Consider the following 25,987-nt stretch of genomic DNA (forward strand, 5'->3'; position numbering starts at 1 on the left):
CCACCTCGACCCGGGGGATCGTGCCGTCGAGGCGGCTCAGTCGGCCGTGCCGACCCGCTGGAACGCGCTGGCCAACCGGGCGAGATCGAAGCCCTCGAAGTGGTCCAGGAACCGGCGCCGCACGGCGGCCAGGTGGCTCGGCCAGGACTGCTCCAGGCGGGCGAAGCCGGCATCGGTGAGGACGGCGTTCCAGCCCCGCGCGTCCTCCCCGCTCCGGACCCGCTCGACCAGTCCCTGGCACTCCAGCCGGCTGATCGTGCGGCTCATCCCACTCAGGGAGAGTTGGCAGGCGGCGGCGAGTTCGTTCATCCGCAATCGCCGGTCCGGCGCCTCGGAGAGGATCCGCAGGGCGTTGTACTCGGTGAAGGGCAACTGGTGTGCGCCGACCATGTCGGCGTCGATCGCTCGGGGCAGGACGTACATCAGCTGACCCAGGGCGCGGACCAGCGCCTCCTCGTCGGGGTTGAGGGGCCGCAGGGGTGCTTCGGAGGTACCGGACATGCCGCCCATTCTAGTTGCTTGACCAAACAAATCGGTGCCGGTGCTGTGACGGTCGGCACGGGCCAGGTAATTGCTTGACCAAGCAAGGAGTGGCTAGCCTTCACGGAGCCAGGCAAGGACTTCTGAAAGGCACCCGCCATGACCAGGATCGGAATCATCCTCGGTAGCACCCGCCCGGGGCGTAACGGAGAAGCCGTCGCCCGCTGGGTCCTCGAGGTCGCCAAGCAGCGCTCCGACGCGGAGTTCGAGCTCGTCGACCTGCTCGACCACCAGCTGCCGCACCTCGACGAGGCGTACCCGCCGGCGATGGGCCAGTACACCCAGCCGCACACGCTCCGCTGGGCCAACACCATCGCGTCGTTCGACGGGTTCGTGATGGTCACCCCCGAGTACAACCACTCCACCTCGGGTGCCCTCAAGAACGCCATCGACTTCCTCTACGCCGAGTGGAACAACAAGGCCGTCGGCTTCGTCAGCTACGGCTCCGCCGGCGGCACCCGGGCCGTGGAGCACCTCCGCCTGATCGCCGGCGAGCTCCAGATGGCCGACGTGCGCGCGCAGGTGGCGCTGTCGCTCTTCACCGACTTCGAGAACTTCAGCGTCTTCAAGCCGAGCCAGTTCCAGCAGGACGCGCTCACCACCACGCTCGACCAGGTCGTGGCCTGGAGCACCGCGCTCGCCCCGCTGCGCACCCGCTGACCGCGTCGGCACCCTGATCCGGCGATCGCCGCCGGATCTGCTGCGCGGCAACCTGTCGAGACCGACGGGTCCCGCCGGTCCGCCTCCGTTCGAGGCCGGATCGGCGGGACCACGTCGTCCCACCCCGGCGACCGCCGCGGAGAATGCCGCGCGGAGCCGGACGACGTTCTGGGCCGGCCCTGGTGCGCCCCCCGCCGGACAACGAGCGGCGTCTGCCGCGACCCCGGCGAGCTAGCATCCCGGCCATGCGCCTGAAGCTCGGCCGTCCCGACCTTGACCGCTACGCGGCCCGGTTCGACGTGCCGCCGGCCGCCGGGAGCTTCGTGGCCGTGTTCCTGGGCGTGTCCACGCTGCTGCTGGACGACGGCGAATCCGCCATCCTGACCGACGGGTTCTTCTCCCGGCCCTCGCTGCTCACGGTCGCGTTCGCCAGGATCGCTCCCGACCGGGAGCGGATCGCCGCCGCGCTGGCCCGGGCCGGGCTCTCCGACCGCCGGCTGGACGCCGTCGTACCGGTGCACACCCACTTCGACCATGTCCTGGACTCCGCCGTCGTCGCGGAGCGGACCAGCGCGACGCTCGTCGGTGGCGAGTCGGCCGCCAACGTCGGCCGCGGCCACGGCCTGCCGCCGGACCGGATCCGCGTCGTGACCCCCGGCGAGCAGGTCACGACGGGTGCGTTCACCCTCGGGTTCGTGGCGTCGGAACACTGCCCTCCGGACCGCTTCCCCGGGCACATCACCGAGCCTGTCGTGCCGCCGGTCAGGGCCCGTGCCTACCGGTGCGGTGAGGCATGGTCGCTCCTGGTCCGGCACGACAGCGGTCGCACCGCCCTCGTGCAGGGCAGCGCGGGCTTCGTTCCCGGTGCGCTGGAGGGGCACCGCGCCGACGTGGCGTACCTCGGGGTCGGTCAGCTCGGCGCGCGGGACGAGGGGTACCTCACGAGCTACTGGGCGCAGACCGTGCGGACCGTCGGTGCCCGGCGGGTCGTGCTCACCCACTGGGACGACTTCTTCCGCCCACTGGACCGGCCACCGCGCGCGCTGCCGTACGCCGGCGACGACCTCGACACCACCATGCGCGTGCTCGGCCGCCTCGCCGACCGCGACGGCGTCGCCCTGCACCTGCCGACGATCTGGCGCCGCGAGGACCCCTGGAGCGGCCTGCCCTGACGCCGGACAGGGCCTCCCGTCCCGCTACAGCGGGCGGCCGTCCCAGCGGGCGAGCCCGGCGGCGGCCACCCGACGGCCCACTGCGGCGCCGACCTCGTCGGTGTGCCGGAAGTGGATACCCGACCACACCCGGGCGTCCACGTTGTCCCGGGTCAGCTCACGCCAGTCCCGATAGGTCAGCGTGATGCCGGGCGCGACCGGGCTGGTCAGCGCCACCGGCCGGACCGGGGGCCGGGCGAGGGTCCGCAGGACGGTCTCGGCGGCGCCCGCGTACGTGGTGTGCCCGCTGGGATATTCCGGATGGGCGGGGGTGGTGATGAGCGGGGTCCACGCGGGGTCGGGGGCGATGTCTCCGCCCCGGACGGCGGTCACGGGCCGCCAGCGCAGATACCGGTACTTGGCCGCGTAGGTGGTGATCTGCGCGTCGATCGTGGCGGCGTGGAAGAGCGCGACCAGCGCCACCCGGCGCGCGATGCCGTGGCCGTCCGCCTGGCGGGGTGCGGCGGCGACGGCGGCGCGCAGCGCTCCGGTGTAACCGTTCAGCGAGGACTGCGCCCAGAACCGGGCCACGTCGGTCTGCCGGGCCGTGCGGAGCGCACTGTCCGCCGCGCCGACGGCGCGGATCTCGGCCAGGTCGCGGGCGTAGCGCGCGGTGTCGAGCCCCGGCGGGGGCCCGGGAAGGTACGCCCGTACGTCGTCGACCAGGAACGGCCGGCCGTCCCCCTGCCCGGCCTGCACCGCCGCCGCGAAGCCGGGCGGGGTCGGCTGCCAGACGCCGGGCGCCGGCGCGGGCGGCGGAAAGGGCCGGTTGACCGAGGCGAGGTCGAGCCCGTCATTGGCGCGTTCGGCGAGCACCGCCCGGGCCGCCTCCCGCCCGCCGTCGACGGCGGCGCGGACCGCCGGCGAGGTGCCCAGCCGACCCAGGGTCACCGCCAGGGCCGCGTCCAGGTCGGCGGTACGCGCGGAAACCAGCGTCGTGAGGGTCTCGTGCACGGCCCCGGCCAGCGCGGCGGCGGCCGGCGCTTCCCGACGGGTCCGGGTCACGGCCCGCCAGGCCGCGATCCAGCCGATGGCCCAGGTGCGGCTGCTGTTGACCTGGAGCGGTCCGCTGATGACCCCGATCGTCGCGGCGGTGACGTCGTACCACTCGAGCACGGTGTCCACCTCGGACGGCCGTGCGGCGGCGACGCCGGCGAGCGCGGGCACGGCGAGGGTGGCTGCGCCCGCGCCGGCGCCGATGAGCAGGGCCCGGCGGGTGGCGCCGGGAAGCGGGTACGAGGTGGACATGCGGGCTCCCGAGGCGATGGCGGGGTGGATGGGCGCCAGATTAACCGATAAAACCTATCGGCTCAATAGGATATCCACGCCGGGGGCGGCGTCGCGCCGCCGGCCGGCCGCGGTGAGGCGACCGGCCGGCGGATCGACTTGCCCGGTGCCGCGGTACGCCGGTCAGGGCGCCCACGGCTGCGCGACGGTCCAGGTGCTGTCCGCCGCCCACAGGGTGGGGGTGTTCCAGGCGGTCCCGCCCGCACCGTTGCTGAGCCACACCTCCGAGTCGTAGTGGCGCAGGTACGAGCCCCGGAAGTTGTACGACTCCAGCGACACCCCGCTGCCGGTCAACCCGGTACGGGCGCACCAGGTGGCGTCGGCCCGCATCAGGGCGGTGCCGTCGTCGGGCGAGTTGCGCACCCGGGAGTAGGCATGGCGCAGGTACTGCCCGGGGTAGTTCACCGATTCGAACGAGTAGCAGCTCGAATCGGCGAGTCCGGCCCGGATCGTGTAGGTGGCGTCGGCCTTGAGCAGCGCCGGGCTGGCGGCGGTCACCACCTCGGTGTAGGCGAGGCTGTCCCGGTGCCGCAGGTAGCGGTCGGTGTGCCCCGGCGTGGTCACCCGCAGCGAGCGGCGCTGGCCTACCGGCAGGGCGACCGGCGTGGAGGTGCCGATCGCCTTCGAGGCGGCGATCAGCTCCTGGTTCGCCTGCCGTACCCGGGCCTGGTCCATCTTGACGATCTGGCGGTCGTAGGTAAGGAAGCCGTTGAGCTCGCCCTCCACGTCGGTGATCTCGGTGTAGACCGATGCGCTCAGGCCCCGGCCGATCATCAGGTTGCGGCTGCCCTGCACCAGGCCCACGTACCGGTTGGTCAGCGAGGTCGAGTCGGGCTGCCACTCGTACGCGAGGAAGTTGCCGTTGGGGCTGTACTCGTGCCCCGGGGTACGCAGCCCCAGCCCGCCGAACTCCCCGAGCACGGCGATCCGGCTGCTCGACGGCTGCGGCGAGTCCGGGCCGACGTAGACGTGCCAGTCGTCGATGTCGCCGTTGCCGGGGTTGCCGAGGGACTGGCAGCAGTTGTACCCGCTGTGCGGGTTGACCAGCCGGGTCGGGTCCCGGTCCTTGACCGCCTGGCCCACCCGCCGGGTGTCGGCCAGCGCGCGCTCGCCCCAGCCCTCGTTGTAGACGGTGTACGCGACCACCGCCGGTGAGCTGCGGTGCTCGTCGACGATCTCGCGGGCCTCGGCCTCGAACTGGGCCTGTTGGGCGTCGTTCGGGTTGATGTCCTGCGCGGTGAGCGAGGGGATGTCCTGCCAGACCAGCAGGCCGAGGCGGTCGGCGTGGTAGAACCAGCGCTGCGGTTCGACCTTGATGTGCTTGCGAACCATGTTGAAGCCGAGGTCCTTGTGCTTCTGCAGGTCGAAGGCGAGCGCCGCGTCGGTCGGCGCGGTGTAGATTCCGTCGGGCCAGTAGCCCTGGTCCAGGGTGCCGACCTGGAACACGAACTGGCCGTTCAGCTTCGGCCGCAGCACCCCGTTGACCAGGCCGGTGGTGATCTCCCGCATGCCGAAGTAGTGGGCGGTCCGGTCGACGGTCGCCCCGCCGCTGCCGCGCAGGGTGACCCGCAGGTGGTAGAGGAACGGGTCGTCGGGGGACCAGCGGCGGGCGTTCGGGACCGGCACCGAGAACTCGGTGAAGCCGCCGGTGGCCGAGCCGACGACCGTCGTGCCGTCGAGCGCCTCGGCCAGGACGCTGTGTCCGCTGAGGTTCCCCCGGGTGAAGACCCGCACCCGCAGCCGGTTGTCGGCGAGGCTGGGGTAGAGGTCGACGCTGCTGATCGACGCGGCGGGGGTGGGCTCCAGCCAGACGGTCTGCCAGATGCCGGAGCTGGGGGTGTAGAAGATGCCGCCGGGCGTCCGGGTCTGCTTGCCGATCGCCGGCAGGGTGCCGTTCTGCCGGCTGTCGCTGGGGTCGAAGACCTTGACGACGAGCTCGTTGCTGCCGCCGTTGAGGCGGGCGGTGATGTCGAAGGTGAACGCGTCGTAGCCCCCGGTGTGCCCGCCGACCTGCACGCCGTTGACCCAGACGGTGGTCTGCCAGTCGACCGCGCCGAAGTGCAGCTGCACCTGCCGGCCCGCCCAGCCCGCCGGGACGGTGAACAGCCGGCGGTAGTACAGCCAGCTGCGGTCGTCGCCGGGGGAGCGCCGCACGCCGGACAGCGCCGACTCCACCGGGAAGGGCACGTTGATCCGTTCGGGCAGGGTGGTGCCGATCGGGGGTGGGTCGTCGGTCGCGGACTGCCGCAGCTGCCACTCGCCGTTGAGGTTCTGCCAGTCGGGGCGGGTCATCTGGGGGCGCGGGTACTCCGGCAGCGGCGTGCCGGCCAGCGCCTGGGCGGTCCAGGGCGTGGTCAGGGGCGCGGGCTTCGCGGGGACCGCCTGCGCGGCCGGCGGCGCGACCAGCAGACCACCGACCAGTGTGGTCAGGGCCAGCAGCGATCGGATCCAGGGCGGGCGGGGGTGGACGCGGTGTCTCATGGCGTCTCCGTCGGGGTGGGGGGACGGCGGACGGGTGCCCGGGCGGGGCGGATGTCGGCGGTGATTCATCGACGCTGATGACGGATCTTATTGACATCCGTGAACGTACGTATAACGTTATAGGCCTCCCGTGGACGGTCGGTCAATGGCTGTTCATCAATGTCTTGAGAGCGCTCACCAGCACGGGGGCGGCCGACGCACGGGTGGTACACGCCTGCACCGATACGCACCGTCGGCACCGTCCGACCCCCCACCCCACCGCGTACGAGGAGCAACGGATGACCATCAGGATCCGCGTTCTGGCGAACGCGACCGTCGCCCTGATCGCCGGCGCCGCAGTGCTCGCCGGCTGCACCAGGAGCGAGAGCGAGGGCACGCCCGCCCCGGCCGGCAGCGAGGGCCAGCAGGTCGTGGCCAGCAGTACGCCCGGTGGCGCCGGCTGCACCCTGCAGCAGTACGGCGCCGCCAAGCTCGACCTGGCCGACGCGGTCGTCGGCTTCTCCCAGTCCGAGAAGGAGGCGAACCCGTTCCGGATCGCCGAGACGCAGTCCATCCGCGACGAGGCCGCGAAGATCGGCGTGAAGAAGTTGCTGGTCACCAACGCCCAGTCGCAACTGTCCAAGCAGATCAGCGACATCCAGGACATGCTGGCCCAGGGCGCGCAGTTCCTCATCGTCGCGCCGCTGAACTCCGACGGACTGGAGCCCGCGTTGCAGGCCGCGGCGGCGAAGAAGGTCCCGGTGCTGACCATCGACCGGAAGATCAACGCCGCGCCGTGCAAGGACTACCTGGCCTTCCTCGGCTCCAACTTCGTCGAGCAGGGTCGCCGCGCGGCCGACGCGATGATCAAGGTGACCGGGGGTACGGGCAGGGTCGCCATCCTGCTCGGTTCGTCCGGCAACAACGTCACCACCGACCGGACCAACGGCTTCGTCGAGCAGGTGAAGGCGAAGGCGCCCGGACTGCAGATCGTCGCCCAGCAGACCGGCGAGTTCGCCCGCGACAAGGGCCAGGCCGTCATGGAGCAGCTCATCTCCAGCAACCCCGACATCACCGCCGTCTACGCGGAGAACGACGAGATGGCCCTGGGTGCGGTGACCGCCCTGCGGTCGGCCGGCAAGAGCCCCGGCAAGGACGTCAAGATCGTCTCGATCGACGGCACCCGCAACGCCGTCCAGGCGATCGTCGACGGCACGATCAACGCCGTCATCGAGTCCAACCCGCGCTTCGGTCCGCTGGCCTTCAAGACCGCGCAGGACTTCTACGCCGGCACCGCGATCGGCGAGAACGTCATCATCTCCGACCGCGAGTACGGCTCGACCAACGCCAGGGAGTCGTTGGCCGGCGCGTACTGAGTACCGCCCGCGTCCGGCGCGCCCGGGTGGCGCGCCGGACCGCCGGCACCCGCTCCGTCGCCGTCGCAGAGGGGCCACCGACATGACCGACTCCGACGCCGTACCCGTGCTCGAGGTGCGCGACGTCAGTAAGCACTTCCCCGGCGTCCGCGCCCTAGACGCCGTGAGCCTCAGCGTCGCACCCGGTGAGGTGCACGCCCTGGTCGGCGAGAACGGCGCCGGCAAGTCCACCCTGATCAAGGTGATCACCGGCGTGTACCAGGCCGACTCCGGCGAGATCCGCTACCAGGGCGCGCCGGTCACCTTCGGCCGGCCGCTGGACGCCCAGCGCGCCGGCATCTCGACCATCTACCAGGAAGTCAACCTCATCCCGCTGCTGAGCATCGCCCGGAACCTCTTCCTGGGCCGGGAGCCCCGCCGGTTCGGCCTGATCGACGTCCGCCGGATGAACCGGGACGCCACCGAGGTGCTCGCCGGGTACGGCGTCGACGTCGACGTGACCCGGCCGTTGCGGTCGATGAGCCTGGGCGCGCAGCAGATGGTCGCCCTGGCCCGCGCCGTCGCCGTCGACGCGAAGGTGCTCGTCATGGACGAGCCGACCTCCTCGCTGGAGCCACGCGAGGTGCAGACGCTGTTCCGGCTGGTCCGCCAACTCAGCGCCCGGGGGATCGCGGTGGTCTACGTCAGTCACCGGCTCGACGAGCTCTACCAGCTCTGCGACCGGGTGACCGTGCTGCGCGACGGCCGGGTCGTGCACAGCGGAGCGCTGGCCGGCCTCGACCGCCTCCGGCTCGTCTCGGCCATGCTCGGCCGGGACCTGGCCGAGGTCCGCCGCGACGGCGTCACCGGCTTCACCGGCGACCACACCGCCCGCGACGGCGAACCGGTCCTGCGGGTCGAGGGGCTGCGCAAGCGGCACCTGCTGCACGACGTCTCCTTCACCGTCCGGCCGGGCGAGGTCACCGGGCTCGGCGGGCTGCTCGGCTCCGGCCGCTCCGAGACCGCCAAGGCGGTCGTCGGCGCGCTGCCGCTGGACGCGGGCACGGTGACCGTCGCCGGGCGCCGGCTGCGCCGGCCCACCCCGAAGCGCGCCCTGCGCGCCGGGGTGGCCCTGCTCCCCGAGGACCGCAAGGCCGAGGGCATCATCCCCGAGCTGTCGGTACGCGAGAACATCGTGCTGGCCGCCATGCCCCGGCTCGCCCGCGCCGGGGTGGTCTCCCGGGCCCGACAGGACCGGATCGTCGAGACGTTCATGACCCGGCTGCGCATCCGGGCGGCCAGCCCCGAGCAGCGGGTCGGTGAACTCTCCGGCGGCAACCAGCAGAAGGTGCTGCTCGCCCGCTGGCTGTGCCTCAACCCCCGGCTGCTGCTGCTCGACGAGCCCACCCGGGGCATCGACGTCGGGGCCAAGGCCGAGGTGCAGAAGCTCGTCGGCGAGCTGGCCCGCGACGGCCTGGGCGTCGTCCTCATCTCCTCCGACCTCGAGGAACTCGTCGAGGGCGCCGACCGGGTGGTGGTGCTGCGGGCCGGCGCCGTGGTCGGCGAAGTGGCCGGCGCGGACGTCTCCGAACCCGCCATCCTGGCCACCCTGGCCGCGCCGGAGGAGGCCGCCGATGAGCACCGCTGAACCCGCCGTCGCCGCGCGCCGCGCACCCGACCGGGCCGCGCTCACCCGCCGGGTCCGCGACGTCGGGGTGTACGCCGCCGTCGCGGCGCTGCTGCTGTTCAACGCCGTCTTCACCGACAACTTCCTGGAACTGGCCAACCTCCGCACCCAGCTGGTGCAGGTGGCTCCGGTGGTGATCGTGGCGCTCGGCATCGCGCTGGTGATCGGCAGCGAGGGCATCGACCTGTCGGTCGGTTCGGTGATGGCCCTGGCCGCCGCCGTGCTGCCGCTCTATCTCGGCTTCGGGCTGTGGCCCGCGGTCGCCATGGCCCTGCTGGCCGGGACGGCGGCCGGCGTGCTCAACGGGACCCTGGTCGCGGTGGTCGGGCTGCAACCGATCGTCGCCACGCTCGCCCTGCTGGTCGCCGGGCGGGGACTGGCCCTCGTCATCGCCGACGGCCAGCTCAAGCAGATCCGCAACCCGGACCTGCTCGCCCTCGGCACCGACGAACTCCTCGGGCTGCCCGTGGTCGCCTGGGTCGCCGTCGTGCTGGCCGTCCTGATCGGATTCACCGTGCACCGGACCACGTACGGCCGGCAGCTCGTCGCCATCGGCGGCAACCGGGCCGCCGCCCAGCTGGCCGGGCTGCCGGTCCGCCGGGTCCTCGTGGTGACCTACGTGCTCAGTGGGATCTTCGCCGCGCTGGCCGGCGTCCTCGCCACCGCCCGGCTCACCGCCAGCGACCCGTCGGCGATCGGCAACCTGATCGAGCTGTCCGCGATCACCGCGGTGGTCGTCGGCGGTACGCCGCTGTCCGGCGGCCGGATCCGGGTGCTCGGCACGGTCGCCGGCGCGCTGCTGATGCAACTGCTGCGGGCCACCCTGATCAAGCACGACCTGCCCGACTCCACGGCACAGATGGTGCAGGCCGTCATCATCCTGATCGCCGTCTACGTCGCCCAGCAACGGAGGACGCGATGACCACCGGCACCACGGCCCACGTCGCGACGGCCGACACGCCGCAACTGCCCACCTCGCGGGTCGCCGGGACCGAGCGGCTCGCCGCGCTGGCCCAGCGGCACGGCGCGCTGGCCGTGCTGCTGCTCGGCAGCGCCGCCGCGGCGCTGCTCTTCGAGTCGTTCGCCACCGCCGGCAACCTCGCCGGCATCGCCATCCAGTCGTCGACGCTGGCCATCGTGGCGCTCGGGATGACCTTCGTGATCATCGGCGGTGGGATTGACCTCTCCGTGGGCTCGGTCTTCGCCCTCGGCGGGGTCCTGGCCGCCTGGGCCAGCCAGTGGGGCGCGCTGCCGGCCGTCCTGCTGCCGCTCGCCGTCTGCGGCGCGATCGGCCTGCTCAACGGGCTGGTCATCGCGCGGGCCGGGCTCGCCCCGTTCATCGTCACGCTGGCCAGCCTGCTGGGCGCCCGCGGCCTGCTGCTCGCCGTGACCGACGAGGGCGCCCGGACGTACCTGGTGCCCCGCGACTCCGCCCTGCTCGACGTCGGCCGGGGCACCCTGTTCGGCGTCGGCTGGCCGGTGTACGTGGCCGCGCTGCTCTGCGTCGCCGGCGCCGTGCTGCTGCAACGCAGCCGGTACGGCCAGGCCGTCTTCGCCCTCGGCGGCAACGAGGAGGCCGCCGCGCTGATGGGGCTGCCGGTCGCCCGGGTGAAGACGCTGACCTACGTGCTCAGCGCGCTGCTGGCCGGATTCGCCGGGATCCTCAACGCCGCCCGGCTCGGTTCGGGGGTCACCATCCTCGGCGTCGGCATGGAGCTGGACGCTATCGCCGCGGTCGTCATCGGGGGCACGCTGCTCATCGGGGGCGCCGGCAGTGTCAGCGGGACCCTGTGCGGGGTGCTGCTGCTCGGCGTGATCCAGAACGTGATCAACCAGATCGGCAACCTCACCTCGTCGATCCAGTCGGTGGTGAGCGGGGCGTTCCTGCTGGTCGTGGTGGTCACCCAGACGTACCTGAGCAAGGTACGACGGCTACGGTGACGGCCGTGACTCCTCCGGCCGAGGCAGGTGGTACGTGGGCGTCAGCCTGAAGGACATCGCCCAGCGCGCCGGGGTCTCCCTGGCCACCGTCTCCAACGTCGTCAACGGCTACCGGCCGGTCGGCGAACAGACCCGGCGCCGGGTGCAGCAGGCGATCGACGAGCTGGGCTACACCCCCAACCTCAGCGCCCGCCACCTGCGCCGCGGCCGTACCGGCATCATCGCCCTGGCCATCCCGGAGCTGAACAACCCGTACTTCGCCGAACTGGCCGACGCCGCCATCCGGGAGGCGGCCGGCCTCGGCTACACGCTGGTGATGGAGAGCAGCGGCGCGGACCGCGACCTGGAGCTGCTGCTGCTGGACGGTTCCCGCCGGCACATCATCGACGGACTGATCTTCAGCCCGGTCCGGATCACCCGCGACGACGTGCTGGCCCGCACCGGCACCGTCCCGCTCGTGCTGATCGGCGAGGGGGTCTACGACGTACCCCACGACCACATCGCGATCGACAACGTCGCTGCCAGCCGCGTCGTGGTCGAGCACCTGCTCGCGCTCGGCCGGCGGCGGATCGCCTTCATCGGCGCCGGGGCCGGGCAGGACCGGCAGTCGGCCCAGCTGCGGCTGCGCGGCTACCGGGAGGCGCTGGCGGCGGCCGGGCTGCCGGTGGACGCGGAGCTGGTGGTGGCCACCGAACAGTTCGGCCGCCGGGACGGCCTGCTGGCCATGCGCCGCCTGCTCGCCCTCGACACACCCCCGGACGCCGTCTTCGGCTACAACGACCTCGTCGCGATCGGTGCCGTCCGGGCCATCGGCGAGGCCGGTCGGCGGGTCCCGGAGGACATCGCGGTGGCGGGCATCGACGACATCGAGGAGGGCCGCTTCAGTACGCCCACCCTGACCACCATCGCCCCCGACAAGGAACACATCGGCCGGTTCGCCGTCCAGCGGCTGGTCGCGCTGATCGAGGGCGCGCCGCTGGCTCCCCCCGCCGACCTGCACCTGCCGTTCCGGCTGGAGGTCCGGGAGAGCACCGGACCTCTCGGCGACCGGCACCGGGCCGTGGGGTGAGCCCCCGGGCGACCGTGGCCGCGACAGCGGTCGGGGCGGCGGAGTTCAGCCGTCGGGCTCCGGGCCCTGCCGGCAGAGCCGCCGGTGTTCCGCGGTCACCACGCCCAGCAGGAAGAGGTCCACGGCGAGCGCGGTGAGCGCCCCGAACTGGTTGACGGTGAAGCTGAAGATCTGCCCGAACAGCAGGTCGACCAGGAGGGCGAGCTTGAACAGCCGGAAGGCCCGCGTCCGGTCGCGAGGCAGCAGCGACGCCCCGCGGATGCTGAGCACCGCGGTGATCAGCGCGGAGATCGAGACCCCGAGCACGGCACGCCACTCCCGCTGGTCGTGCAGCTGGCCGCTGATCGTGTCCAGCAGGACCCCCAGCACGACGACGAACGGCTCGCCGACCAGGTAGAGCACCACCAGCGCCACCACCCACCGGTGCGTGGTCACCCAGACCACGGCCCGGCGGGCCCGGCGCAGCCACGGCTGCCAGAACCGGGGGCCGGGTGCCTCGCGCCGGGGCACCGTGTCGAGCAGCCGGGTGATCGCGTCCTCGACTTCCGGGCCACAGCCGCGCACCAGCCGGGCCGCAGCCGCCCGCCGGTCGTCGGTGAGGCCGGTGCGCAGCCCGCCGACCACCGCGTACAGCGCGTTCGCCGTCCGCTCCGGACCGGTGAGGCGGATCCGGCCCCGGATCGCCTGGGTGATCACCACGAGCAGGGCGAAGGCGCCGTAGATGATGCCGGCCGCCGGGGCGTAGAAGTAGTCGGTCCCGGCGGTGACGAACTTGCCCACCTCGTCGATGAACAGCCCGAAGCCGATCCCGCCCAGGACCGCGCCGAGGTTGCGCGCCGCGCTGCCCAGGAAGACCAGCGCGACACCCAGCCCGGTGGTCATCAGCAGGCCACCCCAGAGCACGTGCGCGATGTGCAGCCCACCGCCGCCGAGCTGCGGGTAGCCGGCCGCCTGGAGGAAGGCCCGGACGAGCAGCACGGTGACCACCCCGGACAGCACGAACGCCTGCAGGTACGACGGCGCCTCCAGGACCCGGAGCGGCATCGACCAGCGGGACGGACGGGCGGGCATGCTCCCGACGCTAGCGGCGGTGGCCGGCAGCCAGGGCCGGTTCCCTCCAACTGCGAACCGGCCGGCGACCAGGTTCCGCCGGCGGCGTACCGGGCGTCAGGACGGACCTCGCTCCGGGCGCTGCCGGCTGCCGCTGGCCCCACCCATCGCTCACCTGCGACGTGATCGGTAGGCGGTGAGGGTGGCGGGCAGACCCCGGCGGAGGATGCCGGCCCAGTCGGTGTCACCGCGCAGCAGCGCCCCGGCGGTGTTGCGGGCCTGCTCCAGCGTGAAGTGCGGGGGCAGCATCAGCTCGGCGGGGTCGACGAGGGCGTTGACGACCACCGGCCGGTCGGCGTGCAGCGCCCGCTCCCAGACGCCGGGGATCTGCTCCGGCGCGTCGACCAGCTCGCCACCCAGCCCGAGCACCTCCGCCCACCGGTGGTAGGCGATGTCCGGCAGTTCCTGGCTGTCCGGGAACATCGGCGTCCCCTCGGTGGAGCGCTGTTCCCAGCTGACGAAGGCGAGGTCCCGGTTGTTCAGCACCAGCACCACGAACCGCGGATCGGCCCAGCTGCGCCAGTACTTGGCCACGGTGATGAGTTCGTTGACGCCGTTCATCTGCATGGCGCCGTCGCCGATGAGCGCGACCAGCGGGCGGTCCGGGTGGGCGAACTTCGCCGCCAGCGCGTACGGCATCGCGCCGCCCATCGACAGCAGGGTGCCGGAGAGGCTGGCCAGCATGCCCGGGCGGACCTGGAGGTGCCGGGCGTACCAGGCCGTCGTCGTGCCGCAGTCCACCGAGATCATCACGTCGTCGGGCAGTCGGTCGTTGAGGGTGGCGAAGAGGAGCTGGGGGTTGACCGGGTCGGCCGGTTGCTCGGCGAGATCCCGCTGCGTCTGGCGCCACGCCCGGGTCTCGGCGGAGATCGTCTCCCGCCAGCCGGTCGGCGCGGGGCCGGGCCCCAGCTCGCGCAGCAGCGCGCGCAGGGTGGCGGTCGCGTCGCCGGTCAGGTTCACCTCGGTCGGGTACCGCAGCCCCAGCTGGGTGCCGTCCCGGTCGACCTGTACCGCCCGGGCCTGCCCCGGCGGCGGGTAGAACTCCGAGTACGGCATGTTGCTGCCGACGATCAGCAGCCGGTCGCAGCCCTGCATCAGCTGCCAGCTCGGGCGGGTGCCGAGCAGCCCGATCGCGCCGGTCACCCAGGGCTCCCGGTGGTCGACCACGGGGAAGCCCAGCAGCGCGGTGGCGACGCCCGCGCCCAACCGGTGGGCGACCTCGCGTACCTCGTTCTCGGCGCCGAGCGCGCCCTGCCCGACCAGCATGGCCACCCGCTCGCCGCCGCGCAGCACGTCGGCCGCCCGGCGCACCTCCGCCTCCGGCGGCACGGTCGGGCCGCTGCTCGGCACGCTGCTGGTGTGGTAGTACCCGTGGGCGTACGGCGGCTCCGGCACCGCCGGCTCGTCCTGCACGTCGAGGGGGAGCACCAGGGCGGTGACGGTGCGCCTGTCCAGCGCGGTCCGGCAGGCACGGTCCACCAGGTGGCGCACCTGGGCGGGATGGTCGAGCTGGGCCAGGAACGCCGCGGCCACGTCCTTGTAGAGCGCCAGCAGGTCGACCTCCTGGTAGTACCCGCCACCCTCGGCGGTCAGGGCGGTGTGGCCGACCAGGGCCACCACCGGCTGGTGGTCCAACTTGGCGTCGTACAGGCCGTTCAGCGCGTGGATCGCCCCCGGCCCGCTGGTGACCAGGACGCAGCCCAGCGGGCCGCCCCCGTACTTCACGTGCGCCGACGCCGCGAAGCCCGCGGTCTCCTCGTGCCGGACCTGGACGAACTGCGCGCGCTCGTTGGTGCGTTGCAGCGCCGAGGTCATCCCGTTGATGCCGTCGCCCGGGTAGCCGAAGTAGCGGCGGACGCCCCAGCACGCCAGCCGTTGCACGAGGTGATCCGCCACCTTGGCGTCCCCGGGCAGCGGCCAGGGATCCGCCGGCACCCGCCCGTCGCCGTCCACGCTCACCTGACTGATCCCTCCCACTCGGTCCCCGGCGCGGGCGCCGGCCTCCGCCACCCGGACCCTCCCGCCCGGCCGCCGCCGGACGATATGAGTATGTGGCAGCATTTCCGGCAGAATGGTCGATTCGACCCCTGCGCCGATCGTCCGGGGGAGGCCATGTCGGGCCGACGGCGGGCCACGTCAGGTTCGGGCCGCGCGGTGGCACCGCCGGATACGGTGGCAGGCGTGACCGAGGCGGTGTCGTGCGGCTGACGTGGTACGGGCACAGCACCGTGTGGATCGAGGACTCCGGCACCCGGCTGCTGACCGACCCGCTGCTGCGTGACCGGCTCGCCCACCTGCGCCGACGCCGTGGGCCCACCCCGCGGCTGCCGGGCGCCCCGGACGCCGTACTCGTGTCGCACCTGCACGCCGACCACCTGGACTTCGCGTCGCTGCGCCGGCTGCCCCCGGACACCGCGCTGGTCGTGCCGGCGGGTGCGGGCCGCGTGGTCCGCCAGGCGCTGGGCGCGGCGGCCGCCCGCCGCTGCACGGAGCTCGCGGTCGGCGACCGCACCACGATCGGCCGGGTCACGGTCGCCGCCGTCCCCGCGGCCCACCACTCCGGCCGCGGTCCGTGGTCCCGGCACCGCGCACCCGCCCTCGGCTACCTGATCGACGGCCGGCTGCGGACCTGGTTCGCCGGCGACACCGCCCTCTTCGACGAGATGGCCGGGCTGGGACCGCTCGACCTGGCGCTCGTCCCGGTCGGCGGGTGGGGACCCACGCTCGGCCCCGGCCACCTCGACCCGGCGGGCGCCGCGGAGGCGGTCCGGCGGGTGGCGGCGGCGTGGGCCGTGCCCATCCACTTCGGCACCTTCTGGCCGGTCGGCTGCGAACGGGTCCGGCCGGACCGGTTCTTCGGCCCGGGGGACGACTTCGCCCGCCACGCCGAGGCGGTCTCGCCGGGCACCCGGGTGCGCGTACTGCGGCCGGGCGAGTCCGTCGCGGTGCGCCGGCCGTGACGGCGACGCTCGGCGTGCTGGGCTCGCTGGTCCTGGTGGTGCTCTTCGGGTCCGTCGTCCCGGTGGTGCCGACCGGCGCGGCGGTCAGCGGCGCCGCCGCGCTCGCCGCCCACCAGCATCCGGTGACCGTGGTCCTCGTCGTGATCGCCGGCGCGATCGGGGCGTACGCGGGCGACCTGGCGACCTACGGCATGCTCGGCTGGGGTGGCGAGCGGCTCGCCCGGCGCCTGCACTGGCTGCGCGGCCGGCAGCGGGTCGGCCGGATGACGGCGCGGGTGCGCGAGGAACTCGTCTCGACGCTGCTGGTGTCCCGGCTCATCCCCGGCGGCCGGATCCCGGTGCTGCTGGCGGCGGCCCTGTCCGGGCTGACCTGGCGGCGTTTCGCCCTCGCCGACGCGCCCGCCAGCCTGCTGTGGTCGGTGCTCTACGCCGCGATCGGCGTCCTCGGGCGGGCGATCTTCCCCGAGCCGTGGCAGAGCGTCGTCGCCGCGATCCTGCTCGTCGTGCTGGTCAGCCAGGGGCTGAGCTGGCTGGCCCGACGCCGGGCCCTGCCGGGCGAGCCGCCGGTGGCGCCGTAGTCGACGGGCGCCCGCGCTACGCGTCGCCCACGTCGGGGTCCACTGTGCGGCCCGCCGGGTCGTCCCGCTCGTCGGGGTGCTCGTCGGGTCGGCGCAGCCCGAGCCGACGCAGCCAGGCGAGCAACTGCCCGTGCACGGCTTCCGGGCCCACCAGCTCGCCCTCCTGCGGCCAGTCGGCGGGGTGGATGAGCAGGGCCTCCGTCTGCCAGCCGCCGAGTCCGCCGTGGCAGCCGACCAGCTCCTCGAAGGCCGCCACCTCCTCCAGACCGGGGTCCACCGCGCTGATCACCACGAGGTCACCGACGTGGTCCATCGCCTGGTGGCGCAGCAGGTCCTGACGCGCCCACCGGCCGTACGGGGCCAGCGGGTCGTCGCCGTCGACCTGTCCGTCCCGCAGGTTGTGGCAGCCGCGCGCCCCGATCGCCAGCGGCCCGGCGGCCGAGTCGACGACGACCAGACCGATGCCGGGATGCGCCGCCAGGCCGTCGATCAGCCCCGGTACGAGGGCGTCGACCCGCTCGCGGGTCAGCCGCCCCGGGTGGCGGGGCAGATAGATCATCGCCAGGTTGCCCGACGCCACCACCACCGTCTCCGGATCGGTCCGGGTCGCCGCCGCCGCCTCCTCGTCGGCCGGGCCCAGGGTGACCTCGCCGCCCTCCGTGTGCGACCGCACCGCCACCCGGGTCGCCGTGCCGGTCGCCCCGCCCCGGCCCGCCACCTCGGTGAGCAGCGTGTTCACCCGCCCCCATTCCTCGACCGGGCCGGCGGCCTCGGCGGTCGCCGCCTCCCGCACCGGCGTCGGGGGCCCCGGCCGGCCGTCGGGGGCGGTCGGGCGCACCGTGGGCGCGGCGAGCCGGGCGACCACCTGTGCCAGCGACTCGCCGTACCGCTGGCGGAAGGTGGCGCCCTGGCTCTGCCCGTGGTCGCTCAACACCACGATGTGGTAGCGCCGCGCCGCCTCGGCCGCCAGCCGCTGGAGGATGCCGAGCGTCTGGTCGAGCGCTTCGAGGACCGCCAGCGCCTGCGGCCGGGCCGGCCCGGCGTGGTGGGCCACCTCGTCGTAGTCCAGGAAGTCGCAGAAGATCACCGGCGCCCCGCCGGCCATCTGCTCGGCGATCAGCGACACGTTGAGATCGCTGAGCAGGCTCGCCATCGGGCGCAGCGCCAGGTAGGAGCCGCTGCGGCGGCCCCTGGGCTGTACGCCGCGCAGTCGCTGCCGCCGGGCCTCGTACAGCTCGCGCACCACCTGCCCGGCGCCGCGCACGATGGCCCGGGCGAACCCGTACGGGCTGGCCATGAACGCCGCGTAGCCCCGGGTGGACCGCCCGGGCAGCCCGGCCCGGCTCACCGTGAGCAGGCTGGTGGGGGCGTCGCCGGAGAAGACCGTGCTGATGCTGACCCCGCCGTCCCGCAGCAGCCCCTGCCCGGTCGACAGCCGCCGCTCGACCTCGGCGGCGTCGCGGGGCCGGCTGGTCACCATGAGCCGGCTGGCGGTGTCGTCCGCGGTCGCCTTCTCGTACCAGCGATAGGCCGGCACCCGCCGCACCTCGCCGTGCAGCAGGCCCGCCTGCGCCGCCGGTGTGGTGGCCGGTAGGCCGGTGTGCCAGTGGGTCATCCGGTGACTGCGGGAGCGCAGCCACCCACCGATCGTGGGCAGGTTGCCGGCCCGGATGGCCCACTGCACCAGCGGCGCGGCCACGCCGTCGAGCTGGACGACGAGCAGGGCGTCGGCCGTCTGCCGCTCGGGTGGCGCCCCGCCGGCACCCCGGCGGTGCCAGGCCGGCCGCCGGTGGCGAGCCGGTCCACGGCGTACCCGGTTCATCACCCACAGCATCTCGCTGACGAACGCGTCGTCGGTGCCGGCGTCGGCGAGCCAGTTCAGGATCGCGGCCAGCGCCACGGCGAGCCACGCGGCGGCGAAGGCGTCGGCGAACCCACGGACGTGCGCCTCCGGGTCCAGGCGCAGCGCGACGTACATGACGACGGCCTGCACGCACACGCCGATGGCCAGTGCCCCGAGGCCGCCCAGCGCGGTGGAGAGGGCGAACAGCAGCGGGCGCAGCACCGCACCGATCCCGGCGATCAGCCCGACCAGCCACAGCATCGCGACCAGGCCGCTGGCGGTGACCCCCGGCAGCAGCCACAGCGTCAGGCTGAGCACCACGAACGAGGTCACCATGCTGCGCAGCAGCGCCCGCAGCCGCCCGAGCGTGGGCCGGTAGTCGCGCAGCACCCGCAGGCCCACCCGGAGCGGTTCGGGCAGCGTCCGGCGCGCCTCGGCGTCACCGTCCGGCTCCATCCCCATCACGATGCCACACCCCGCCCACCAAGATCGGCAGGTGCGGAACGGGTCGTCCGGGCAGGTCCGCCGTCGGTTCGCCGGATGCCGCCGGTGCCGACGGTCGGCGCGCCGGCCTCAGAGGCGGAGCGGTCCCGGGTCGGTGGCCAGCTGCCGGAACCGCTCCCGCGGGTCGGCCACGAGCCGCCGGGTCGACAGGTCGAGCAGGCCGCCCACCCCGGTCACCGTCGCGACCTGGGTGCCGTCCAAGCGGCGGTAGTCCTGCTCGATCCGGAACGTCCGGCCCTCACCCCAGTGGAACTCGCAGGACACGTCCACCTCGTCCCCGCCGCGCAGCTCCCTGAGGTATCTCAGGGTGACCTCCAGGGCGACCGGTCCCACGCCGGTGGCGATGAGCCGGTCCTGCGAGATGCCGGCGGCACGCAGGCACTCCCACCGGGCGTGCTCGGCGTACTGGAGGTAGACGGCCTGGTTCAGGTGGCCCTGGGTGTCGAGCTCGTAGCCCCGGACCGCGATGCGCACCGTGAAGGGATCTCCCATGCACCCGGAGCGTAGGCGGTGGGTACGACGCCGCTTCCGGAACCGCTAGCCGAGATGCATGCCGAAGCCCGCGAAAGCCTCGGGACCGACCGGCAGGTCGGCCGCCGACCACGTCCTCAGGCCGTTGGCCGTGACCCCGCCGGGCGCCTCCGGCGTCGCCGGCGTGCTGCGGACGACCATCACCGCGCCAGCCCGCTGCAACCCGTTGACCGTCGTGTTCCAGCAACCCACGACGAGGCCGGCGGCGCCGTCGGGCTGGCGCACCGTACGCAGGACGTCGCCGAGGTAGAAGTACGGACTGCCGGCGCTCGCCGGTACACCCGGTGTCTTCCAGTCCAGCCTGCGCAGCCCGGTGGTGGTGAGCCCCTGTGCGCTGCCCCGGAAGACCGTGATCGCGCCCGCCCCGGCGACACCCCCGACGGTCTCCTGCGGGCTCGCGACGGCGACGTCGCCCCGACCGTCGTTGTCGAAGTCGCCGAACGCGAGTTCCGTCCCGAAGTACGCCGACGGGTCGTCGCTGCCCGGGACGCCCGGGCTCTGCTGCGTCCAGTACTGCACGCCGTTGACGGTGAGACCGGTGGACGAGCCACGCAGCACGGTGACCGAGCCGCCCCGGTTCGGGGTGCTGGAGCTGAAGCCTTCGCGCTGGGCATTCACCACAAGGTCCGCGTAGCCGTCTCCGGTGAGGTCGCCGGCGGCGAGGGCATGACCGAAGCCGTCACCGTACTCGGCGACGTCCGGCATGCCCGGAGAGTCCTGGTAGAACAGCTGGGCCCGGGCGATGCTGAGACCGTCGCCCGCTCCGGGCAGGATGACCACCGAACCGGCGAAGGACACCGACCCGAAATGGTCACGCTGGAAGCCGACCGCGAGGTCGTCGCGGCCGTCGTTGTCGAAGTCCGCCGCAGCCAGCACGGCACCGAAGCCGTCGGTCTCCGGGCGGACGGGCAGGCCGGCCGCGTTGCCGGGGACGTACTGGGCGGCGGCGGGACTCAGCCCGCCGGGCGTACCGCGGAACAGCGCGACGCCACCGACCCAGGGACGGCCGGCGCGGGGTGCCCCGGTCACGAGGTCGTCGGTGCCGTCCCCGTTGAAGTCGCCCACCGTGAAGGCGGAGCCGAACAGGTTCTCGCCGGTGACGCCCTCGCCGGGGACGTCGGCCTCCGGCGCCACGTCGGCGAGCCGGATCATCCGGGCCTCGGCGGTGGTCAGTCCCGACGGACCGCCGTAGAGGATGCGGAACCGGTCGTGCACGCTGCCGATCGCGAGGTCGGCGAAGCCGTCGTGGTCGAAGTCGCCGGAGCCGAGCGCGCGGCCGAAGTCGTTGATCTCGCCGTGCGGGTCGGGCGAGCCCTCGTCGGTCGGCATGCCCGGCGTCGTGTGGTCGAAGTACTGGCTGCCCGCGTTGGTGAAACCACCCCTGGGATCGCCGAAGAGCACGTGGACGGCGCCGCTCTGCCCGCCGTTGACCACCTTGCGCAGCTCCGCCACGGCGAGATCCGGTCGACCGTCGCCGTTGAAGTCGCTGCGCACCTCGTTGAGCCCGGTGATCGGCCGGAAATGACGGCCGACAGGGTTCTCGGGCACCGGCTTCACGGCCCCCGTCACGCTCGGCGTCCGCGTCGTACCACCGGACGCCGTGGCGTCCTGCGCGGTGCCGCGCTCCGCGGCCGCGCCCGTCGGCGCGAGGCGGGCGCCGACCGGGCCCGGCCGGGCCGGCTGGGCCGGCTGGGCGGCGCCCACCACCGTCGGGTCGAGGTACGAGGTCGGTACGCCCGGACCCGGGCCCGGGGTGCTCGCCGTCATGCTCGCCGCGACCAGTCCACCCAGGACCGCGGCACTGCCCACCAACCGGTACGCGCGCACGAATTTCTCCCCCCGCGATATGGGCGTCATGATGACACGCCGTCCGCCCGGGTGGGGGGCACCAGGAATCCCGGCGCCGGCGGCAGGCTGCTGTCGCGGGATCCGGTGTCCTGGCAGGCCTCTCGGCGACCGGCCGTGGCCGGGCGGGGGCATCTGGAAGTCGGCCGGCGCTGATCCGTGCGCCGCCGTGACCGTCGTGGTCGCCGCCGGTCGGGCCCGGATGCCGCACACTGTGCCGGTGGCCGGAGCCGAACTCGTCGTCGCACACGACCTCGTGATGGACATGTGGTACGGGCAGTTCGTCATCCGTGGGGGCAGTCCCGCCGACCCGCCCGACGACGCGCTGTTCCGGCGCGCGCAGCAGGGGGCGGGCATCGCCGGTGACGGTCAGAGCGTGCTGGTGCTCTCGCCCCACCAGGCCAACGTCGCCATGCCGATCCGGGTGGAGGTGACCGCCGCGGCACCGGCCGACGATCTCGCCGACTGGGAGGAGGCGTTCGAGGCCGGGCTCGACGTCGACGTCGACGGCTTGCTGCTGTTCGACTCCCCGACCGCGGCGCGGCTGCACTGCCCGGTACCGCCCGGCCGGTACCGGATCCAGGTCGCGGGCCGGGGATTCGTGTCGCGGGGCTGGCCCGGCTCCACCCGACCGGGCGACCGGTGGCGGGTGCGGCTGTGGCCGACGGCCGACCCGGTGGAACCCCGCCGGCTGAAGGCGTGGACCGAGCCCATCGAATGATCTACCGGCATATGTCTTGAAGTGACTGTTCACGCTGGCACCGCGCCGCAACCTGCCGGTGCCCCCCGTGATTCCGCGCGTCGATCGAGACTGAGCGACAACGATCGATTGCTGTGTTACGGGAGGCCACGCATGATTCGTTCGTTGCGCCATCCGGTTGTCGTGCTGGCGACCGTTGTCCTTATGGCGGTCACACCCACCCCGGCGCGGGCGGCCGAGCCGTCGCCGTCGGGTGGGCAGGCCACCATCACCGCCGGCACGCCGGACCTCGACGCCCTGCGCGAGCAGCAGCCGAGCGAGATCGTCGCACCGGCGGACCCGGCGGCGGCGACCCGGGACAAGCCCGCCGCGCAGAGCCCGGCCGACTGCGCCGACGTGCTCGCCACGCCCGCCGAGGAGCCCGGGGTCGTCGGTTGCATCCGTCGGGCACCGGCCGACCCGAGCCTGGTACCGCCGAATCCGTCGACGGCCGGGACGACGGCGGGCGTCACGTCGCTGGCGGCCTCCGACTGGAACGTGGAGAACGGGCCGGTACCGCGCTGGTGCCAGTTGGATCAACTGGCCACCTACCAGCGGATGCGGGAGTGTCACGCCGACACGTTCCTGTTCACGGTGTACAAGCGGCCGGAGAACATCCCCCTGGGCGAGGCCTGGCTGTCGTACTGGGAGTGGGAGGAGCTGTCGAACAAGCGCCGCACGTGGACCCACACCATCCAGATGTACGTGTCGCGGGTGACCGGCCTGGCCGTGCTCAGCACCTACCTCAACGCGCAGGGCTGGTGCGGCCTCAACTGTGACGTCAGCACGCCCGCCGAGACCCGCTACATCCTCCTCACCGAAGGGAAGTGGCTGCGCGGCTCCTGGGACATGGGCCGCCCCGGCGGGGCGGACGAGCGGAAGTACGGCTCGGCCGACACCGACCTGACCTTCCTGCACCTGGAAACCGGCATCACCCGCGCCTGGACCGCCATCGAGTTCGAGAACCGCTGCGACTCGGAACTGCCGGAGACGCCGCTCGAGGGCGGCTGCGTGTACGACGACATCCAGCCGGAGCTGGTGCTCAGCAAGAACGCCAACTCGGACCACCGCCTGCACGCCGAGTTCGTGGAGCAGGCGCAGCACACCACCCCGGACCACTACGGCGCCCGGCACCTGTCCCAGCCGGGGGAGGACCCGAAGCCGTTGCAGCGCCTGACGGACAAGGACCGCAAGGCGAAGAACTACCAGGCGAGCTGTGGCGACTTCCGCAAGGACCCGGCCGTACCGAACGACTCCTGCGACGAGTACCCGTACCAGTCGACGTACCAGGGCTCGGCCGAGATCGGTCGGGCCAACACGGCGGTCGGCCACGTGCCGCTGGAGCACAACACCGCCGGCGGGCGCCGGCTGCAGTCCTTCTACGTGGCCAACCGGGTGATCGACGGGGACGAGTTCTGGGTCTCCACGACCGACGGGCCGATCGAGGACGGCCCGGGCCGGGACATGCCGCCGGAGGTCTGGGCCGGCGACGATCTGGTCGGCTTCGAGGGCGCCGACGTGCAGCTGAACGGCTCCGCCGAGGACGCGCAGGGCCCGCCGGACGTGCACTGGAGCTACACCCCGCGCGGGCCGGTCGACCCCGGCACCGTCTGCACCTTCAGCGACCCCGACGGCACCTCCACCACGTTCGTCTGCAACGACGACGGCTCGTTCACCGTCACCCTGACGGCGGACGACGGCGTCAACATGCCGGTCAGCGACGAACTGGTCGCCGAGATCCGCAACGTCGGGCCCCGGATCGGCCGGCAGTTGCCCGACTTCGCGCCCAGCGCCGCCGACGAGGGCGGCAGCCTGCTGCGCCCCGAACCGTGGTCGACGCACCGCGCCGGTGAGCCGGTCCAGCTCACCGCGCCGTACGACGATCCGGGCGGCAACGACACCCAGACCTGCGTGGTGGTGTGGGACGACGGCAGCGAGGACCGGTACCCGGCGCGGGAGGACAACTGCGATCGTCCGCACACCTACCAGCACGCCGGGATGGACACGATCGCCGTGACCATCACCGACGACGACGGTGACAGCGAGCTGTCCCACACCATGATCGTCGTCTACGACCCGGAGGGCGGGTTCGCCACCACCGGCGCCTGGCTCGACTCGCCCGCCGGCGCGCTGACCTCGGCCCCGACGGCCGCCGGCCGGCTGCACGTCACCCTCAACCCGATGTACAAGCCGGGCGAGAGCGGGCCGGTGCCGGGTGGCGGCAAGGTGAGCGCCAGCCTGGACGGGGCCGGCTTCAGCCTGGACTCGACGGCCCTGGAGTGGCTCGTGGTGACGCCCGACTCGAAGGTGGCGGTGAAGGGCACCGCCACCGTCGGCGGCGAGGCGGGGTACGGCTTCGTGGCGTACGGCTACGACGACCCGGACAAGCTGCGGCTCGTCGTCTGGCCGCTGTCGGCCGGCGACCACCCGGGTACGCAGACGCGGTACGACAACCGCGCCTCGGCCGGCTACGACCTGGACGTCGCCGATCTCCAGCCGTTGGGTGCCGGGTCGGTGCAGGTGCACGAGTAGCCGTCCACGTTTCGGCAGGTCAGGCACCGGCGGGTCACGTCCATGACGCGACCCGCCGGTGTCGACCCCGGGGGCCGCGAGGTGCCCGGAGGCGCGGCGTACCTTCGTCGGAATGCGCGTACTGTTCGCCAGCCTCGCATCGGTCGGTCACACCTATCCGCTGATCCCACTGGCGGTGGCCATCCGGGAGGCCGGACACGAGGTGCACTTCGCCGTCGGCGAGGAGGTGCACGCACCGCTCGCCGCGAACGGCCTGCGCCCCTTCCGTCCCGCGGACGCGTTCTACGAGATCTACGCCGAGGACCTGGCACCGGAACTCGCCCGATTGGAGCCCGACCTCGTCGTACACGAATGGGGCGTGCCGGGAGCGGCCGTCGCCGCCCATCGGGCCGGCATCCCGGGAATCTGGCACGGCTTCGGGCGGATGATCCCCGAGGGCATCGGCCTGGAACTGCCCACCCGGAACGCCGAGGCCGCCGGGCGCCCGCACGTCGACATCTGCCCACCGTCGTTGCAGGACGAGCGCTTTCTCGCCACCGCGGACCGGATCGAGTTGCGGCCCGTCGCGTACTCGACGCCGGCGGCGCTGCCCGCCTGGGACAGCCACCGCAGGTCCCTGCCGCTGATCTACCTGACGCTCGGCACGGCATTCGGCACCCTGGAGCTGCTGAGCGCGGCCATCGAGGGGCTGGCCGCGCTGGACGCGCGCGTGGTGGTCGCCACCGGCCGGGTGCCCCTGGACCAGCTCGGGGACGTGCCGGACAACGTCAGCGTGCGGCGCTGGGTGCCGCAGGCGCAGCTACTGCCGCACGCCGATCTCGTCGTGCACCACGGCGGCAGCGGCACCACCCTCGGCGCGCTCGCCGCCGGCGTCCCACAGCTGATCCTGCCGCAGGGCGCCGACCAGTTCGCCAACGCCGAAGCGGTCAGCGCGGCCGGCGCCGCGCTGCGCCTGCTCGGCGACGAGGCGAGCGCCACGGCCATCGCCGAGCACGCCCGCCGGCTCCTGCCGCGCGCCGGGCGGACCGACCACCGGGACGCCGCCCGCGCGATCGCCGAGGAGATCGCGCGGATGCCCTCCCCGGCCGAGGTGGCCCGCCACCTGCCCGATCATTCGCGCGGGTGAGAAAAGGCG

General features: G+C 73.4%; 20 protein-coding genes. 12 read left to right on the forward strand and 8 right to left on the reverse strand.

Going from position 1 to position 25,987, the window contains the following annotated elements; translation table 11 throughout:
* Positions 1-36: 36 nt before the first annotated feature.
* The gene (locus FHX75_RS26820; RefSeq protein ID WP_154943109.1) at positions 37-501 is read right to left on the reverse strand and encodes a MarR family winged helix-turn-helix transcriptional regulator; all 465 of its coding nucleotides are present in this window, start codon (positions 499-501) and stop codon (positions 37-39) included.
* A 138-nt stretch (positions 502-639) separates the two neighbouring features.
* Here FHX75_RS26820 and FHX75_RS26825 point away from each other — a divergent pair, with 138 nt between their 5' ends.
* Together FHX75_RS26825 and FHX75_RS26830 are read left to right on the forward strand one after the other, a co-directional pair.
* On the forward strand, positions 640-1,200 hold the full coding sequence (locus tag FHX75_RS26825) for an NADPH-dependent FMN reductase (RefSeq protein ID WP_154943110.1): 561 nt from the start codon (positions 640-642) through the stop codon (positions 1,198-1,200).
* Between the two features lie 245 nt (positions 1,201-1,445).
* The gene (locus FHX75_RS26830; RefSeq protein ID WP_154943111.1) at positions 1,446-2,372 is read left to right on the forward strand and encodes an MBL fold metallo-hydrolase; all 927 of its coding nucleotides are present in this window, start codon (positions 1,446-1,448) and stop codon (positions 2,370-2,372) included.
* A 24-nt stretch (positions 2,373-2,396) separates the two neighbouring features.
* On the opposite strand, the gene FHX75_RS26835 is transcribed toward FHX75_RS26830, so the two are convergent.
* Together FHX75_RS26835 and FHX75_RS26840 are read right to left on the reverse strand one after the other, a co-directional pair.
* Positions 2,397-3,659, reverse strand: coding sequence for a vanadium-dependent haloperoxidase (locus tag FHX75_RS26835; protein ID WP_154943113.1), 1,263 nt, complete (start codon positions 3,657-3,659; stop codon positions 2,397-2,399).
* A 162-nt stretch (positions 3,660-3,821) separates the two neighbouring features.
* The gene (locus FHX75_RS26840) at positions 3,822-6,179 is read right to left on the reverse strand and encodes an AbfB domain-containing protein (protein WP_154943114.1); all 2,358 of its coding nucleotides are present in this window, start codon (positions 6,177-6,179) and stop codon (positions 3,822-3,824) included.
* A 278-nt stretch (positions 6,180-6,457) separates the two neighbouring features.
* Between FHX75_RS26840 and FHX75_RS26845 the strand changes: the two genes are divergently transcribed.
* From FHX75_RS26845 to FHX75_RS26865, 5 genes are all read left to right on the forward strand, one after another.
* On the forward strand, positions 6,458-7,534 hold the full coding sequence (locus tag FHX75_RS26845) for an ABC transporter substrate-binding protein (RefSeq protein WP_154943115.1): 1,077 nt from the start codon (positions 6,458-6,460) through the stop codon (positions 7,532-7,534).
* An 82-nt stretch (positions 7,535-7,616) separates the two neighbouring features.
* On the forward strand, positions 7,617-9,161 hold the full coding sequence (locus FHX75_RS26850) for a sugar ABC transporter ATP-binding protein (RefSeq protein ID WP_154943116.1): 1,545 nt from the start codon (positions 7,617-7,619) through the stop codon (positions 9,159-9,161).
* Positions 9,148-10,122 carry an ABC transporter permease gene (locus FHX75_RS26855; RefSeq protein WP_154943117.1) on the forward strand — a complete coding sequence of 325 codons (975 nt, stop codon included), beginning with the start codon at positions 9,148-9,150 and terminating at the stop codon, positions 10,120-10,122. The genes FHX75_RS26850 and FHX75_RS26855 overlap by 14 nt, the downstream gene beginning before the upstream one ends.
* The gene (locus FHX75_RS26860) at positions 10,119-11,141 is read left to right on the forward strand and encodes an ABC transporter permease (RefSeq protein WP_154943118.1); all 1,023 of its coding nucleotides are present in this window, start codon (positions 10,119-10,121) and stop codon (positions 11,139-11,141) included. Before FHX75_RS26855 ends, FHX75_RS26860 begins: the two co-directional genes overlap by 4 nt.
* A gap of 34 nt (positions 11,142-11,175) precedes the next feature.
* Positions 11,176-12,210: a LacI family DNA-binding transcriptional regulator gene (locus tag FHX75_RS26865; RefSeq protein ID WP_154943119.1), complete on the forward strand. Its 1,035-nt coding sequence runs from the start codon at positions 11,176-11,178 to the stop codon at positions 12,208-12,210.
* Between the two features lie 45 nt (positions 12,211-12,255).
* On the opposite strand, the gene FHX75_RS26870 is transcribed toward FHX75_RS26865, so the two are convergent.
* A complete protein-coding gene (locus tag FHX75_RS26870; protein WP_154943176.1) occupies positions 12,256-13,254 on the reverse strand; it encodes a hypothetical protein in 999 nt (332 codons plus the stop codon).
* A 177-nt stretch (positions 13,255-13,431) separates the two neighbouring features.
* Complete coding sequence (locus FHX75_RS26875; protein ID WP_211364595.1) at positions 13,432-15,279, reverse strand: thiamine pyrophosphate-requiring protein; 1,848 nt, start codon at positions 15,277-15,279, stop codon at positions 13,432-13,434.
* A gap of 239 nt (positions 15,280-15,518) precedes the next feature.
* Between FHX75_RS26875 and FHX75_RS26880 the strand changes: the two genes are divergently transcribed.
* Positions 15,519-16,280: an MBL fold metallo-hydrolase gene (locus FHX75_RS26880; RefSeq protein WP_154943121.1), complete on the forward strand. Its 762-nt coding sequence runs from the start codon at positions 15,519-15,521 to the stop codon at positions 16,278-16,280.
* Complete coding sequence (locus FHX75_RS26885; protein WP_154943122.1) at positions 16,277-16,858, forward strand: DedA family protein; 582 nt, start codon at positions 16,277-16,279, stop codon at positions 16,856-16,858. The genes FHX75_RS26880 and FHX75_RS26885 overlap by 4 nt, the downstream gene beginning before the upstream one ends.
* A 16-nt stretch (positions 16,859-16,874) precedes the next feature.
* Here the strand turns inward: FHX75_RS26885 and FHX75_RS26890 are convergent, their stop codons facing one another.
* The 3 genes from FHX75_RS26890 to FHX75_RS26900 all read right to left on the reverse strand — a co-directional run bounded on the left by FHX75_RS26890 (position 16,875) and on the right by FHX75_RS26900 (position 21,563).
* On the reverse strand, positions 16,875-19,157 hold the full coding sequence (locus FHX75_RS26890; RefSeq protein WP_211364596.1) for a phage holin family protein: 2,283 nt from the start codon (positions 19,155-19,157) through the stop codon (positions 16,875-16,877).
* Positions 19,158-19,274: 117 nt separating this feature from the next.
* Positions 19,275-19,697 (reverse strand): acyl-CoA thioesterase, encoded by a 423-nt coding sequence (locus FHX75_RS26895; RefSeq protein ID WP_154943123.1) that lies wholly within the window; start codon positions 19,695-19,697, stop codon positions 19,275-19,277.
* Between the two features lie 45 nt (positions 19,698-19,742).
* The gene (locus FHX75_RS26900; RefSeq protein WP_170285469.1) at positions 19,743-21,563 is read right to left on the reverse strand and encodes an FG-GAP-like repeat-containing protein; all 1,821 of its coding nucleotides are present in this window, start codon (positions 21,561-21,563) and stop codon (positions 19,743-19,745) included.
* 187 nt (positions 21,564-21,750) lie between these two features.
* On the opposite strand from FHX75_RS26900, the gene FHX75_RS30995 reads away from it, so the two are divergent.
* The 3 genes from FHX75_RS30995 to FHX75_RS26915 all read left to right on the forward strand — a co-directional run bounded on the left by FHX75_RS30995 (position 21,751) and on the right by FHX75_RS26915 (position 25,978).
* Positions 21,751-22,302, forward strand: a complete 552-nt coding sequence (locus FHX75_RS30995; RefSeq protein WP_170285470.1) for a hypothetical protein — start codon at positions 21,751-21,753, stop codon at positions 22,300-22,302.
* 183 nt (positions 22,303-22,485) lie between these two features.
* The gene (locus FHX75_RS26910) at positions 22,486-24,852 is read left to right on the forward strand and encodes a NucA/NucB deoxyribonuclease domain-containing protein (protein WP_154943126.1); all 2,367 of its coding nucleotides are present in this window, start codon (positions 22,486-22,488) and stop codon (positions 24,850-24,852) included.
* 112 nt (positions 24,853-24,964) lie between these two features.
* Positions 24,965-25,978, forward strand: a complete 1,014-nt coding sequence (locus FHX75_RS26915; RefSeq protein WP_154943127.1) for a glycosyltransferase — start codon at positions 24,965-24,967, stop codon at positions 25,976-25,978.
* The last annotated feature ends 9 nt before the right edge of the window (positions 25,979-25,987 follow it).

This window comes from Micromonospora palomenae, from assembly GCF_007829925.1.
Taxonomy (GTDB): Bacteria; Actinomycetota; Actinomycetes; order Mycobacteriales; family Micromonosporaceae; genus Micromonospora; species Micromonospora purpureochromogenes.